The following is a 15351-nucleotide window of genomic DNA, read 5'->3' as shown; positions in this document are numbered from 1 at the left end:
GCCCTCTTATTTCACAGGCGTCGCTGAGCGTCCCGGATCGTAGTCCAGACCCGTTCCGGAGTCGCCGGCATGTCGATGTGGCCGATTCCGTACTCGCGCCACAGGCCATCGATGATGGCGTTGACCACCGCCGGGCAGGAGCCGATGGCGCCCGCCTCGCCCGCTCCCTTGATCCCGAGAGGATTGGTGGCGCAGGGAACGTTGCGGGTCTCGAAAATAATCGAGACCCCGTCGGCCGCGCGCGGCAGCGCGTAATCCATCAACGTTCCGGTGACAAGCTGCCCGTCCACGTCATAGACCGTCTGCTCCATCAACGACTGCCCGATGCCCTGCATGGTGCCGCCATGGACCTGCCCCGCCAACAGCAGTGGATTCAGGGTCACGCCGAAATCGTCGACCACCACGTAATTCACCAACTCGATCTTACCAGTCGCGGGATCGATCTCGGCTTCCACGACATGGGTGCCGTTCGGGTAAGTACCGTCAGCGCTGCTGAAACTCTCGTCGGCCGTCAGCTTCGACAGATCAGCGCGCTTCGCGAGGTCGGCGAAGGAAACGGAACGGTCGGTGCCGGCGATGCGGATCGAACCGTCGCTGATCTCAAGATCGGCCACGCTGGTTTCGAGCGCCTCGGACGCGATCTCCCGAAGTTTGGCGCCGAGCTTGCGGGTTGCCCGCTCGACGCTGACGCCGCCGGAGGGAATCGAACTCGACCCCCCCGTGCCGAGACCGGTGGCAACCACATCGGTGTCGCCCTGCTTCATGTGAACCCGCTCGGGAGATATCCCGAACTGATCGGCGATAATCTGCGCATAGGCGGTGGCATGGCCCTGCCCGGTTGATTGCGTGCCGATCAGCACCGTGACGTCGCCGTTGGCATCAAGCCGCACATCCGCCCGCTCGCGTCCCATGGTGCCGCAAACCTCGACGTAGGTGGCCAAACCGATGCCACGCACAAGGCCTAGCTCTTTTGCGGCTTCGGCACGACTGGCAAACTCCTGCCATTTCGCGATCTCCATCGCGCGCGTCATATGTGCCGCAAAATCGCCGGAGTCATAGATCTTGCCCGTGGCGGTCCTGTACGGCATCGCTTCCGGGGGAATGAAGTTTTTGCGCCGGATCGCATCCGGCGTCATGCCGATCTTGCGTGACGCGGCATCGACCAGCCGCTCCACGACATAGGCCGCCTCGGGCCGGCCCGCGCCTCGATAGGCATCGACCGGCACGGTGTTGGTGAACACGGCGCGGACACGGCAATGAAATGCCTGGATATCGTAGAGGCCCGGCAGCATCCCGGCCCCGCTATAGGGAATGTCGGGACCGAAGGTCGAGAGATAGGCGCCCATGTCTCCCATCAGATCGACATCCATGCCGAGAAACCTGCCGTCGTTGGCCAGCGCCATGCGCGCGGTCGTGACGTTGTCGCGCCCCTGCGAGTCGCCGACGAAATGGTCCGACCTCTCCGCCGTCCATCTGATCGCCCTGTGAAGTTTCTTCGCGGCGACCGCGATCAGCGCGTATTCGCGATAGGGAAACAGCTTGGTGCCGAATCCGCCGCCGACATCCGGGCAGATCACGCGCATCTTCTCCAACGGTATCTTCAGCACGGTCTCGCAGAGAATCTCACGCAGGCGATGGCTGCCCTGACTGCCGACCGTCAGCGTCAGATGATCTCGCCTCGCGTCATATTCGCAGACCACGCCGCGCGTCTCCATATAGTTTGTGACGACGCGCGGGTTGACGATCGAAATCTCCGCCACGGCATCCGCCGCGGCGAAAGCGGCATCGGCCGCCTTCCGGTCGCCGAGCGAAACGTCGAACAGAACGTTGCCGGCGTGATCGGGCCAGACCTGGGGCGCGCCATCCTTCACGGCATCGGCAACGCCGGCGACCGAGGCCAGCGGCGTCCACTCGACCTCGATCGCCTCCAGCGCGTCGCGCGCGTGCTCGACCGTATCGGCCACGACAAAAGCAACGGCGTCTCCGACATGCCGCACTTCATCCTTCGGCAGGATAGGATACGGCGGCGCAATGAAAGGCTGGTCCGGCAACTCGACCTGACAGGGCAAGCCTCCAAGATCGGCGACGTCGACCGCGGTGAGGATCAGGGCAACTCCCGGCAAGCGACAGGCGCGCGACACATCGATCCTGTATGTCGCATGAGCATGCGGCGAACGCAGCATCAGCGCATGCAGGGCATCGGGCGGCGCGTGATCGTCGGTATAACGCCCCTTGCCGCGAATGAAGGCGTCATCTTCCTTGCGCCGGACGCTCTGGCCCATGCCGAACTTGACGGGAGCCACTTTGACGGGAGCCATGGGAACTCCAAGCTATATTCCCGGATGATCACAATAATGCAGCGGAACACCACCAAGCACAATGTTCGCGCGGCCCGCTGAAACGGTCGCTAACCCCGCACCAGCGATTTCAGCCAGCGCAGGCCGAACAGCATCAGAATCGCACCGGCATAAACGATAGTTCCGACCACCATCAGCACCCCGAGCGCCGCTTCGTCGCGCATCACGCTCCAATGCGCGAATTGCCCGGAGGCGAAGTGCGCCGTCAACCACAGCGCCGCTGCGAGCATCGCGCCGGCGATCAGGAACCTGCCGAGCGAGATCAGCAGCGGACGACCGATCTCGATGTAACCCGCCCGTACCGCAAACCCGAGCACGAGCAGCAGGTTGATCCAGGCGCCCGCCGCGGTGGCGAGCGCCAGGCCGACCTGCGCCAGAGAGCCCATCAAAGCCAACTTGAGCACGAGATTGACTCCGAGCCCGGTAAGCGAGGCCTTCACCGGCGTCGCGGTATTCTTGCGCGCGTAGAAGGTGGCCACCGCGCTCCGGATCAGAACGAAGGGGATGAGACCGACGGCGTAGGCGGCGAGCGTCGCGCCGGCGGCCGCCGCATCCGCCGCCGAAAAAGCGCCGCGCGCGAACATCGCCCGCATGATGACATCAGGCACGGTGAGAAACGCCGCAATGAACGGAATCGAAAACAGCAGCGAGAATTCGAACGCCCGGCGCTGCGACGCCATCGCGCCCGCAAGATCGCCGCCCGTGATCCGCCGCGACATTTCCGGCAGCAGCACGGTGCCGATGGCGATGCCGATCACCCCGACCGGCAGTTGATTCAGCCGGTCGGCGTAATACAGCGCCGACAAGGCGCCGACCGGGAGAAAGGTGGCGATGATGGTATCGGCGAACATCGCCAGTTGCGTTCCCATGGAGCCCACGGTCGCGGGCCCGAGCGCGCGAAAGAAACCACGCACGTCGGCGTCCAGCGTCGGACGTGTCAGCCGTGGCATCAGGCCGTGACGCGCGGCGTCCGCCGCCAACAGAAAATATTGCAGGAACCCGGAGAGAAGCACGCCCCAGGCCGCCGCGTGCCCGGCGCTCGGAAAAAAGGCCGCGAGCGCCAAGGCCATCATCATCGACAGGTTGAGCAGGATCGGAGCGGCCGCAGCACTGGCGAAGCGGTGCATGACGTTCAGCATCCCGCCATACAGCGTCACCAGCGTGATCAGCAGCAGATAGGGAAAGGTGATCCGCGTCAGCGAAACGGCGAGTTCGCCGCGAGCCGGGTCGTCAACGAAACCGGGCGCCAGTAGAGCGATAACCTGCGGCATGAACAGCCAGGCGATCGCCAGCAGGACCATCTGCGACAACAACAGCAGCGTGAAGATGCGGCTGGCGAACAATTTCGCGGAAGCCGGGCCACCGCCGGAGACATGCGCGTAAGCGGGCACGAATGCGGCGTTGAAAGCGCCTTCGGCGAAAATCGCCCGGAAATGATTGGGTAATCGCAGCGCCACGAAGAAAGCATCCGCGACCGGCCCCGCGCCAAGAATTGCCGCGAGCATGATGTCGCGCGCGAACCCCGTGATTCGGGATAGCAGCGTATAACCGCCGACGGTGAAAATGCGTCCAAGCATCCGGCGTTTCTACAGGATAGCCCTGCCGCGCAAAATGCCGGAATCAGTTCGGAAGCGCGGCGCGCACAGCCTCGATGATCCGGTCCTGAGTCGATTCATCGAGATAGGGGTGCATCGGCAGGCTGATCACCTCGGTCGACAGCCTTTCGCTGACCGCAAGGCCGCCGGCCGCGACCGGAAAGCTCCGATAGGCGGTCTGTTGATGCAGCGACCTCGGATAATAGATCGCGGTCGGAATGCCCTGCGCCTTTAGCGCCGACGCCAACGCATCGCGACTCCCGTTCGGCGCCCTGATCGTGTACTGCGCCCATACCGAGGTGCAATCCGGCGCCACACGAGGCACGATGACAACCTGCCCGAGCGCTTCATTGTAACGTCTTGCGACCGCATCCCGCGCGGCGATCTCGTCAGGGAATATCTTGAGTTTCTCGATCAGGATGGCCGCCTGCATGGTATCAATGCGGCCCGTAAGTCCCAGCCGCACGTTGTCGTACTTGTCAGATCCCTGACCATGCACGCGAACGCTGCGTAACGTTTCGGCCAACTCAGTATCGTCGGTGAAGATCGCTCCGCCGTCGCCATAGCAGCCGAGAGGCTTGGCGGGGAAGAAACTGGTCGCGGTCGCAAGCCCGAACCTGCCCAGCCGCCGCCCTTTGTAGCTCGCGCCGAAACCCTGCGCGGCGTCGTCCAGAACGAACAGCCCCTCGGCCGCGGCGACCGCCGCGATCGCATCATGGTCCGCGGGCTGACCGAACAGGTCGACGGGAATGATGGCCCGAGGCCTGAGACCCTGGCTTTTCGCGACGGCGATGCCGTTCTTGAGCGAAGCGATGTCGATATTGAAGGTTGTCTCATCAACATCGACAAACACGGGTGTCGCCCCGAGCAGCGCTACGACCTCGCCTGTCGCGCAGAACGTGAATGTCGGACAAATGACCGCGTCGCCGGGGCCGACGCTTTTCGCCAGCAGCACCATCAACAGCGCATCGGTGCCGCTCGCGCAGGCCACCACGTGCTTCGCGCCGCTGAAAGCCGCAAGATCGGCCTCCAGACGTGCGACCTCCGGACCGTTGATGAACTGACAATGCGTCAGCACACCCGTTACGGCCTCGTCGATACGTTTGCCCAGGCGACGGCGCTGTTCGGCGACGTCGATGAATGAAATCGCCGGTGAAGGCATGTGTTGCTGCATCTGTTCTCCGGACGATCAGCCGGCGGCGCGGCGCGGCGGCTGCACCGGCGGAGCGACGGGGGGTTGATCCTGAAGGCACCTGGTCGCGATCTCGAGACTCGCAACGCCCTCGGCGCCGCCCACGGCCGGAGCCTTGCCCGAACGCACCGCATCGACAAACGCGATCAGTTCGGCCCGCAGGGGTTCGTCATGACCGACCGGAAGATGACGCATGGAGTAGCTGCCATCCGGCTGGAAACCGAAACATTCCGTGACCTGGCGGGTCAGCAGATCGCCCATCACATATTTGCCGCGGGTTGCGACCGTGACGTTGCGGGCCTTGAAGGGCGTCAGCCAGTTCGTATTGATGTGCGCGAGAACGCCGGATGCGGTCCGGAACTGAAGCAGCGCGATATCCTCCCGCTCAGCGACCGCGCAGGAGAGCTGGGGCTGAACGTCGACGATTTCGGATTCGGTGAACCAGCGGATCAGGTCGATGTCATGCACGGCGAGGTCGATCACCACGCCGACATTCGACATGCGCGGCGGAAACGGCCCGACACGCGTGATCGCGATCGAGAGAATGTCCTCACCCCTGATCGCCTGCTTGATGGCGGCGACCGCCGGGTTGAAACGCTCGACATGGCCGACCATCAGGGTCAAGCCAGCCCGGCGCGCCGCTGTGACGATCTGGCATCCTTCCTCGACCGTCGAGGCGATCGGCTTCTCGACCAGGACATGAACGCCGCGCGCGATACAGGCCAGCGCCAGTTCACAATGAAGATGTGTCGGCGCGGCGACGGTCACGGCGTCGACGCCTGCGTCGAGCAGTTCATCGAATGTCCCGAAGGTTCGGCACCCGGTCATCTCGGCCGCGCGGGCCCGGTGTCCGGGCAAGGGGTCAACGATGCCGACGAGCCTGACGCCCGGAAGACCGGCCAGCACACGGCCGTGATTGCTGCCCATGACGCCTGCGCCGATCACGCCGACGCGCAGCGCACGTTCGGACGCTGCAGCTTTCACCGCAGCCGTGTTCAATGCAGCAGGTTTCAATGCAGCAGGTTTCAATGCAGATGCCTTCAGTGCAGATGGCTTGGAACTCATCAGGTACCCCAAAAACCGACAGCCTAGGCACCCCCGAACCCGACCGCACGCTCTCTCTAGCACGCCATAACGACAGAGGCGATTAGAGGAGCAACAATCCCAACACGTTTTGATTCAAAGAATTACATGACATTCTGACCGGTAGAACGATGAGCGGGTCAACGGACAGAGCCTGGAAAACGTATCCACAGATTAACCGATTCGGCTCCCGTGCCGTAGCTCAGTTTCGCCGGTAATCATCCTCGATCCGCACGATATCGTCGTCGCCGAGATAGCTTCCGGTCTGCACTTCGATCAGTTCCAGCGGGATCTTGCCCGGGTTCTCCAGCCGGTGGACGGCTCCGATCGGGATATAGATCGACTCGTTCTCGTGCACGATTTTGACAAGATCGTCGACCGTCACCCTCGCCGTGCCGCGCACCACGATCCAGTGCTCCGAGCGATGGTGATGTTTTTGCAGCGACAGCCGGTCGCCGGCCTTCACGGTGATGCGCTTGACCTGATGCCGCTCGCCCCTGTCAATCGACTGGTAAGCGCCCCAGGGCCTGTGGACCCGCAGATGTTCGTCCGTGACGTGTGGAGCCAGGCTCTTCAATTTCGTAACCAGACGTTTCAACCCGTTGGCGTCCTTCTGGCGCGACACCAGCACGGCATCCTGCGTGGCGACCACAACGAGATCGTCGACGCCTTCCAGCGCGACCAGCGCTTTATCGGTCGCGACATTACAGTTGCGGGAGTCCTCGAACACGGCGATCCCCTGGGCCGCATTGCCCTGCCCGTCCTTCTCCGACAACTCCCAAACCGCATGCCACGATCCGACGTCCGACCAGCCGCAATCCACCGGCACCACGGCGGCATGAGCGGTCTTTTCCATGACGGCGTAATCGATCGAAATCGCCCGCGCTTTCGAAAAAGATTCCGGATCGAGGATGACGAAGCCCAGATCCCGGCCGGCACGGGATACCGCGTCGGTCACAGCGGCGACGCTGTCCGGATCGACATGGCGATACTCATCCAGCAGAACCGCCGCGCGAAACATGAAGTTGCCGCTGTTCCAGAGATACCCCGCGTCAAGGTAGCCGGCGGCGGTTTGCGGATCGGGCTTTTCCACGAACGTCGTCACCTCTCGCACCTCGCCCGCAATCGCCGGACCAGGGTTGATATAACCGTATTCCGTCGCCGGACGCTGCGGCCGGACGCCGAAGGTCATGATGCGGCCGCCATTGGCGGCGGCTAATCCCTGGCGGCAGGCGGAGACGAACGCCTGAGTGTCGCGGACAACGTGATCCGCGGCAAGCGCGAGCACGACCGCCTCGCTGTTGCGCATCTGCGCGAAAGCGGCTCCGGCGGCGATCGCCGGCCCGGAATCGCGACGTGCCGGCTCCAGCAGGATGTCCGCTTCAAGCCCGATTTCCGCAAGCTGTTCAAGCACCATGAACCGATAGGCGGCGTTGGTGACCACGATCGGCCGGTCGAACAGAACAGGGTCGGAAACTCGTCTCAGCGTATCCTGAAACGTCGAACGCGGCCCGAACAGCGGCAGAAACTGCTTCGGACGCCCCTCCCGCGAGGCTGGCCACAACCGGGTTCCCGCGCCGCCGCACATGATGAGCGGGACGACACGCTCACTCACAACACCATCTCCACATGCCGATTTGTCCATCCCGATCCCGACGTACGCAGATCGATCCTTAAATCCAGCCATTTCGATGCGAACCCGGATCGAAGGGACGCCACAAGCTTTCCGACGAAAGCACGCGATCGGATCATGGAAACCCCGATAGCCGCATCAATTGACCCGATGATACCGACAATACCAGCCGGCAAAACGATGGATACCATCTTCCAGCGACGTCGAGGGACGGAAACCGACGTCACGGGTGAGGTCATCGATATCAGCAAATGTCGCCTGTACGTCGCCGGGTTGCATCGGCAGCAACTCCTTTTGCGCGGGCCGTCCGAGCGCTTTCTCCAGAAGGGCGACGACGCCCATCAACTCCGCCGGCTTGTTGTTGCCGATATTGTAGATTCGCCATGGCGCCGAACTGGTCCCCGCATCCGGGGCATCGCCCGGCCAGCTTGCATGAGCCTGTGGCGCGCGATCGATCAGGCGGACAACGGCTTCCACCACGTCATCGACGAAGGTGAAATCCCGCTGCATGTTGCCATGGTTGAACAGCTTGATCGGCTGCCCCGCGACGATCGCATCGGCGAACCTGTAGAGCGCCATGTCGGGCCGGTACCACGGGCCATAGACCGTGAAAAAACGCAATCCCGTCATCGGAATGCGGTAGAGGTGGCTGTAAGCGTGCGCCATCAGTTCATTGGACTTCTTCGTCGCCGCATAGAGGCTGATCGGGTGATCGACATTGTCATGAACGGAAAAGGGAAGCTTTGTGTTGGCGCCGTAAACAGAGGACGACGAAGCAAACAGCAAATGAGGACAGGAGGCGTGCCGACATCCTTCAAGGACGTTCACAAAAGCCGTGAGGTTGGAATCGACGTAGGCATGGGGATTTTGCAACGAATATCGCACCCCCGCCTGCGCGGCGAGATGGAGCACGACCGAAAGAGGATGTTCGGCGAACAAGGCAGCCGTCGTCTCGCGATCGGCCAGATCGGCCTTGACGAAACGGAAGCGCGAATCCTCGCGCAGGATCGCAAGCCGGCACTCCTTGAGTGCGGGATCATAATAATCGTTGAGACTGTCAATGCCGACAACCCGATGCCCCTGTTTCAGGAGTCGGCCAGCGACGTGAAACCCGATGAAGCCCGCCGCGCCGGTAACCAATATCGGATGATCCGGCATTTCGCTCCTCAAGAAATGTGACCGCTCGGGAAAGGTGAGCCGCGGCTCGCGAGGTTATAGCGTTTTCGATCGAAGTAGGTACCGGTTCGCGTGAAGAAAACGCGTCAAATCAAAATCTTGGAGCCTCGCTCCTGATTCCATCAGAAGCGAAAAGGCTCCAGCCGTGTCTCGTTATCCACGGCATCGCGGGACCGCAATACCCTGCTGCGCGCGGCTGTTGCCAGAGGCAACCCAAAACCATACCAAGACAGGACATCCACCAGTCCTGAAGAGCCCGATGGCCAACTTAACCGCGGCACAGACAAGCGCAATGCGCCAGATCCTGCTTTCAACGGCAAAAATACTGATCTCGGCTGCCTTGCTTTACCTTGCGCTTCGCAAGGTCGACATTTCCGACCTGCTCTCTCGCCTTGGTTTCACCAGCGCCGTCTGGATTGCGCTGGCCATTGCCGCCACGCTGTCGCAGGTGTTCGCCAGCGCCCTGCGGTGGCGGGAAATCAGCACCGACTGCGGCGCCAGCCTCTCGGTCGCGCAGGCGGTGCGCTATTGCATGATCGGCTCGTTTTTCAACCAGACCCTGCCTTCGTCGATCGGCGGCGACGCCATGCGGCTCTGGCTGGTCGGACGTGGCCCGGCTGGCTGGCGGGCGGCGGCCTATTCGATCTTCGTCGACCGCGCGATCGGCCTGATCGCGCTCGGCCTGCTGATCGCCGCGAGCCTGCCCTGGAGTTTACGCCTCATCAATGATCCCCAAGGTCGGCTGGCGCTGCTGTTCGTCGATCTTGTTGCGCTTTCGGCCGCCGGTGGCTTCCTGCTTCTCGGTCGATTGCACTGGCGCTGGCTCGGACGTATCCGGGCGGTTCACCATCTTCGCACCTGCTCGGTCATCACCAGCCGCGCCATCTTCAATCGAGAACGCTGGCCGAAAATTACGTTTCTGTCGCTGCTCATCCATTTTCTCGCCGTGGTGATCGCATGGTGCGTCGTGAAGGCGATCGCCGCGCCCGTCCTTTTCAGCGAGATTTTCCTGCTCGTTCCACCGGTCATGCTCATCACGATGCTGCCGATCTCGATCGCCGGATGGGGCGTGCGCGAAGCGTCCATGGCCCTGACGTTCGGCTATGCCGGGCTTGCGACCGGCGAAGGCGTCAATGTCTCCCTGCTATACGGCGCGGTTTTTCTGGTCGTCGGCGCGCTCGGGGGACTCGTCTGGATTTTCAGCGCCGAGAGGAGCCAGAAAGGATCGGCCTCGATCGAGAGCACCTAGAGCATTATCGCTTCTGATCGAATCAGAAGCGAGACTCTCAGATTTCGATTTGACGCGTTTTCTTCACGCGAACCGGTACCCACTTCGCTCGAAAACGCTATAATGACGCCGCGATTCACCGCGGCATATCAGGCGCAAGAGGCGATGTATGTGCGGGCTGCCCGCCGAACTCCGGCACGGCATCTTTCAGGATCAAGCGGATCGCGAGCTTGTTGTCGCTCGCGACAGCTTCATTCAGGACCGCGATCCACTCACGGATCGTCTCTATCGGCGGCTCGTTCGGTTTTGCCGCCAGTATACCCGGCAAGCCGATCTCGATCGTCGGCTCCTCGCTCGCAAACAGGATTTCGTTCATACGTTCGCCGGGCCGAACCCCGCTAAAAACAATCTCGATGTCGCGGTGAGGCTGCAAGCCGGACAGGCTGATCATGCGTTCTGCAAGATCGACGATCTTCACCGGCTGACCCATGTTAAGGACATACACGGATACATCATGTCTTTCAGGCATGGCGGCATGGCTCGCGGCGGTAATGACGAGATCGCAGGCTTCGCGGATCGTCATGAAGTAACGAACCATGTCCGGATGCGTGACGGTCACCGGGCCGCCGGCTTCGATCTGCGCCTTGAACTTCGGCACCACTGATCCGTTCGACGCCAGCACGTTGCCGAAACGGACCGAAATCAGCCGCATCGGAACCTTGCCGGCCGCACGCATCGCCAGATCGCGATCCAGCGCCTGACAATACATCTCGGCAAAACGTTTGGTCAGCCCGAGCATCGACACCGGTTCGATCGCCTTGTCGGTGGAGATCATCACCATGGATTCGGCGCCCGATGCCAACGCTGCATCGGCGACGTTGACCGAACCGAAAATGTTGGTCTTGACGCCCTCATCCCAATCCCGTTCGAGAATGGGAACATGCTTGAGCGCAGCCGCATGAAACACGATATCGGGCTTGAACTCGTTCATCAAACGCATCAGCCGCTCGCGATCGCGAATGTCGGCAATGCGGCCTTCCACGACAGCGGCCCGGCTGGTGGCGGCCAGTTCCTCCATGATCGCGTAGAGCGCCGGTTCGGAATTTTCGACGATCAGCAGGCGGCTCGCGCCGAACGTCACGACACGTCTGCAGATTTCGGACCCAATCGATCCGCCACCACCGGTCACGACAACCGACTTGTTCTTGATCAATCCTTCGAGCCGCTCATAGTCGATGGTGCGGCTTGGGCGAAGCAGAAGATCTTCAACGGCGACCGGCGTCAGACGCGGAATCTCCCCTCCCTCCCCAAGCGAGGGCAACCGGCTTACCTTGATGCCCAGCCTGCGGCCGTGGGCGAGAACCGCTTCCGGCTGGGCGTCAGGCTCGAAAGCGGAAGGCGTCATGATAATGCGCTTGATCGGCTCCTGCCGCTCCGCGATATCAGCTATCACTTCCTCGAGTTCGTCCACTCCGCCCAGGACTGAAACGCCACGTATCGTCTGGCCGATATCGGCCGGCGACGGTGACAGCAGGCCGACCGGACGCAACTGCTTCACCGCTCCGCTCTCGACCGAGCGGAAAAGTATCTCGGCATCCGCAGCGCGGCCGACGACGATCGCAGGCGTCGCATCATCGGCCTTTACATGAACCAGAGTCCGCCTGTAGCGGAAGTATCGATAGGCGGAGCGCGTGGCTGCCAGAAGGAAAATCTGCAACAGCCAGTAGAGGATGATCGTCTTCTTTCCGAGGAAGAACGCACCGTAAAACTCCGGCGCGATGACCACATAGTCGAAGACCAGGATGACAAGCGCCAGAAGCGTGGATGCCTTGACGATGTTGAGGGCATCGAGAAGCGAAAAGAAACGCCATTTTGCCGTGGTCAGATGAAAAACATAAAAGACGAGCGCGGAGATGGCCAGAAAGTAAGGAAGCACCTCGATGAGCAACGGCAGACGAACGGCAAAGGCAGAATACTCAAAACGGAAATAGCAGCTCACAAACAGAGCGGCCACGACCGCCGCCAGGTCATGCAGCCCAATCAGAGCGTTTCGGAGCGTGAATTTTCGGCGGAGGTTCATGCGTCGTCCAGGTCGTATTATAGCGTTTTCGAGCGAAGTGGCTGATCTGTTCGCGCGAAAAACGCGTCAGGCCGGAAGTCCGATGCGGTAACGCGCCTGTCGGACACGATCGATCTCATGCCCGGCCTCCTGCGCGCTTCACCAGCGATGTCGTGCTGAATCCCTGCAGGATGTCGATCAGAATAACCTCGCCGCCTCGTGCAGTCACTAGCTCCTGACCGACGACTTGCTCAAGAGAATAATCCCCGCCCTTGACGAGCACGTTCGGCTGGATTCGCCCGATCAGGTTCATCGGCGTATCCTCCTCGAAGATCGCGACGAGATCGACGGCTTCGAGCGCGGCAAGCACTTCCGCGCGCGCGCGCTCATTCTGGATCGGGCGGCCCTCGCCCTTCAACCGCTTCACCGACGCATCGCTGTTCAATCCGACAATCAGCCGATCGCACGCGGCGCGCGCGCCGGTCAGCACCTTGACGTGGCCGGGATGCAGGATATCGAAGCAGCCATTGGTGAAACCGATCCGCAGGCCCTGTTCACGCCATGCCGTCAGGTGTTGGTCAAGGTCGCCCGCGGATCGCGCGATCTTCTCCTCGGCGGCCAGGGAGGCCGGCGGCAGGATATTGCGGCGCAGTTCCCCAAGGGTGACAATCGCGGTCCCGCTCTTGGCGACGGCGACAGCAGCAGCCGCGCTCGCCGTCCGCAACGCGGCTTCCCAGTCCGCGCCCGCCGCAAGCGAAACCGCGAGCGCGGCGACGACGGTGTCGCCGGCGCCCGTCACGTCGCGGACCTTGACGGTGTGAGCGGGAACATGAATGACCTCGCCCTCGCCCGGCACGAGCGTCATGCCGCGCTCGCTTTGCGTCACCAGCAAGGCTTCGCATTCCGCGATCCGCATCAGGTCCCGCGCAGCCGTTGCAAGACTTGCCTGATCATCCGCGCGGCGACCGGTTGCGTCCGTGAATTCCTTGCTGTTTGGCGTGAGGAGCGTCGCGCCGCGATAGATGCCGAAATCGGCGCTCTTCGGATCGACGATCACCCGCTTGCCGAGCGAGCGAGCGCCGTCGATCACGCTGCGGATCACCCGCGCCGTCAGCACACCCTTGGCATAGTCGGACAACAGGACGATGTCGGCGCATGGCAGTTGCGGCAGAATTGCATCGATCAATGCCTGCTCCACCTCCCCCGACGCCGGAGCAAGCGTTTCCCAATCCGCGCGCAGCATGTGGGTCGAGAAATGCTCCGAAACGAAACGCACCTTGCGCGTCGTCGGCCGTGCCGGATCTGAAATCAACAACGGCTCGATCAGGCGTTCCCGCGACAGCGTGGCCCGCAGCCTCTCGCCCGCGTCATCTTCTCCGGCCAATCCGACGAAGATGCAGCGCGCCCCGAGCGCGGCGATGTTGCGCGCCACATTGCCGGCCCCGCCGACGTTGGTTTCGCTCCGCTGAACCGCGATGACCGGGGCCGGAGCCTCCGGCGAAATCCGCGAAATCTCGCCGTACACGAACTCGTCGAGCATCAGGTCGCCGACACAGAGCACCGTCTGACCGGAAAAACCATTCGACAAGCCGTCAAAATCGATCATCAAACCCTTCACCTGTTGCTAGAGCGTTTTCGAGCGAAGTGGATGACCTGTTCGCGTGAAGAAACCGCGTCAAAACAATATCATAGAACTCCGCTTCTGATTCAATCAGAAGCGGAAAGGCTCTGGCAGTCTGGTCCAATCGCATTGAACCCGTCCCAGGCCCTGTCCTTCGGTCGAGCACGATCTTATCCGACAACCGGTTTCCACTTTCCGGGATCATGCTCCAGCGCCTCAGCGAAAGCGATCGTCACGATCGAGATAGCCTTTGACATAGGCATCGACGGCCTCCTCCAGAGGCGTGAAGCCGCCGTTATAGCCCGCGCCTTGCAAGCGCGCGACATCGGCTTGCGTAAAGTACTGGTAAGCGCCCCGAATCTGTTCGGGCATATCGACATATTCGATACTCGGCCTTGCGCCGAGCGAAGCATAGGCCGCCGTCATCAGGTCGCGAAAACTACGGGCCTTGCCGGTTCCTACATTGAAAAGGCCGCTCACGGAAGGCGTGGCCAGCAGCCACATCATCACGCGGACGACGTCGTCGACGTAGATGAAGTCCCGGCGCTGATCGCCGTCGGCGATGCCCTCCCGATGCGACTTGAACAACTGCACCGGACGACCCGCCTTGACGTCGTCGAAACGACGCGTCAGCACGCTCATCATGGAGCCTTTGTGATACTCATTCGGTCCGAACACGTTGAAGAACTTCAGGCCGACCCATTGCGGCGGCAAAGCACCGCCTTGGGCGGCGCGGCCCACGACGGCCATGTCGAACAGGTGCTTGCTCCAGCCGTAGAGATTCATCGGCCGGAGCGCGCGCAGCGCGGCCAACGATTGATCGTCGCGAAAGCCCTGCGCGCCGTCGCCGTAAGTCGATGCCGACGAGGCATAAATGAAAGGCGTCGCGGTCCCGGCGCACCAGTCGAGCAACCGAAGCGACAGCCGGAAATTAGTCTCGATGACCAGATCGCCATCAGTCGCGGTGGTCTCGGAGATCGCGCCGAGATGAAAGACGGCGTCGAGGCGGCGGCCAGCGAGCCAACCCGTCAGTTCCGCGGGCGGAACGACATCCGCAAGCTGCCGCTTGGCGAGGTTGCGCCACTTGCCGTCATGTCCCAACGCATCGCACACAACCACATCGCCTCGCCCGGCGTCGTTCAACGCGGCCACGAGATTCGATCCGATAAAGCCGGCGCCTCCGGTTACCAGCAGCATGATGTCCCCATCCCGAATATGCGCCTGCTAGAGCATGATCCCGAAAAGTGGAACCCGATTTTCGGATAAAATCATGCTCGATCAAAAAGTTAGGGCTGGAATCTGATTCAACGTAGTTGGATCAGATTCCAGTGCGTTTTCCGGCTGAGTGGAATCCGGTTAGCCGTAAGAAAACACGTTCAATCAAAAACTTGCGCGTATTCTGATCGC

Annotated in this window: 10 protein-coding genes; 1 reads left to right on the top strand and 9 read right to left on the bottom strand. The window is 62.0% G+C overall.

The window, feature by feature from the left end; translation table 11 throughout:
- Positions 1-11: 11 nt before the first annotated feature.
- The 6 genes from NWI01_RS00300 to NWI01_RS00275 all read right to left on the bottom strand — a co-directional run bounded on the left by NWI01_RS00300 (position 12) and on the right by NWI01_RS00275 (position 9018).
- Entirely contained in the window at positions 12-2318 is a 2307-nt protein-coding gene (locus NWI01_RS00300; protein ID WP_141381759.1) for a xanthine dehydrogenase family protein molybdopterin-binding subunit, read from the bottom strand.
- Between the two features lie 89 nt (positions 2319-2407).
- Positions 2408-3934: a murein biosynthesis integral membrane protein MurJ gene (gene murJ, locus NWI01_RS00295; RefSeq protein WP_141381758.1), complete on the bottom strand. Its 1527-nt coding sequence runs from the start codon at positions 3932-3934 to the stop codon at positions 2408-2410.
- A gap of 43 nt (positions 3935-3977) precedes the next feature.
- Positions 3978-5126 (bottom strand): DegT/DnrJ/EryC1/StrS family aminotransferase, encoded by a 1149-nt coding sequence (locus tag NWI01_RS00290; RefSeq protein ID WP_141381757.1) that lies wholly within the window; start codon positions 5124-5126, stop codon positions 3978-3980.
- 15 nt (positions 5127-5141) lie between these two features.
- A complete protein-coding gene (locus NWI01_RS00285; protein ID WP_375782162.1) occupies positions 5142-6071 on the bottom strand; it encodes a Gfo/Idh/MocA family oxidoreductase in 930 nt (309 codons plus the stop codon).
- 358 nt (positions 6072-6429) lie between these two features.
- Positions 6430-7872, bottom strand: coding sequence for a mannose-1-phosphate guanylyltransferase/mannose-6-phosphate isomerase (locus NWI01_RS00280; RefSeq protein WP_141381756.1), 1443 nt, complete (start codon positions 7870-7872; stop codon positions 6430-6432).
- Positions 7873-7998: 126 nt separating this feature from the next.
- A complete protein-coding gene (locus NWI01_RS00275; protein ID WP_141381755.1) occupies positions 7999-9018 on the bottom strand; it encodes an NAD-dependent epimerase in 1020 nt (339 codons plus the stop codon).
- Positions 9019-9328: 310 nt separating this feature from the next.
- Here NWI01_RS00275 and NWI01_RS00270 point away from each other — a divergent pair, with 310 nt between their 5' ends.
- A complete protein-coding gene (locus NWI01_RS00270; protein ID WP_141381938.1) occupies positions 9329-10285 on the top strand; it encodes a lysylphosphatidylglycerol synthase transmembrane domain-containing protein in 957 nt (318 codons plus the stop codon).
- A gap of 115 nt (positions 10286-10400) precedes the next feature.
- Here the strand turns inward: NWI01_RS00270 and NWI01_RS00265 are convergent, their stop codons facing one another.
- The 3 genes from NWI01_RS00265 to rfaD form a co-directional block, all read right to left on the bottom strand.
- Positions 10401-12344 carry a nucleoside-diphosphate sugar epimerase/dehydratase gene (locus NWI01_RS00265; protein ID WP_141381754.1) on the bottom strand — a complete coding sequence of 648 codons (1944 nt, stop codon included), beginning with the start codon at positions 12342-12344 and terminating at the stop codon, positions 10401-10403.
- A gap of 115 nt (positions 12345-12459) precedes the next feature.
- Positions 12460-13929, bottom strand: coding sequence for a D-glycero-beta-D-manno-heptose-7-phosphate kinase (gene rfaE1, locus NWI01_RS00260; RefSeq protein WP_141381753.1), 1470 nt, complete (start codon positions 13927-13929; stop codon positions 12460-12462).
- 231 nt (positions 13930-14160) lie between these two features.
- The gene (rfaD, locus tag NWI01_RS00255) at positions 14161-15141 is read right to left on the bottom strand and encodes an ADP-glyceromanno-heptose 6-epimerase (RefSeq protein WP_141381752.1); all 981 of its coding nucleotides are present in this window, start codon (positions 15139-15141) and stop codon (positions 14161-14163) included.
- Positions 15142-15351 lie beyond the last annotated feature (210 nt).

Source organism: Nitrobacter winogradskyi (assembly GCF_006539545.1).
Lineage (GTDB): Bacteria > Pseudomonadota > Alphaproteobacteria > Rhizobiales > Xanthobacteraceae > Nitrobacter > Nitrobacter winogradskyi_A.
Note: the sequence above shows the minus strand (reverse complement) of the source record. Positions and strands in the feature narration are given on the sequence as shown.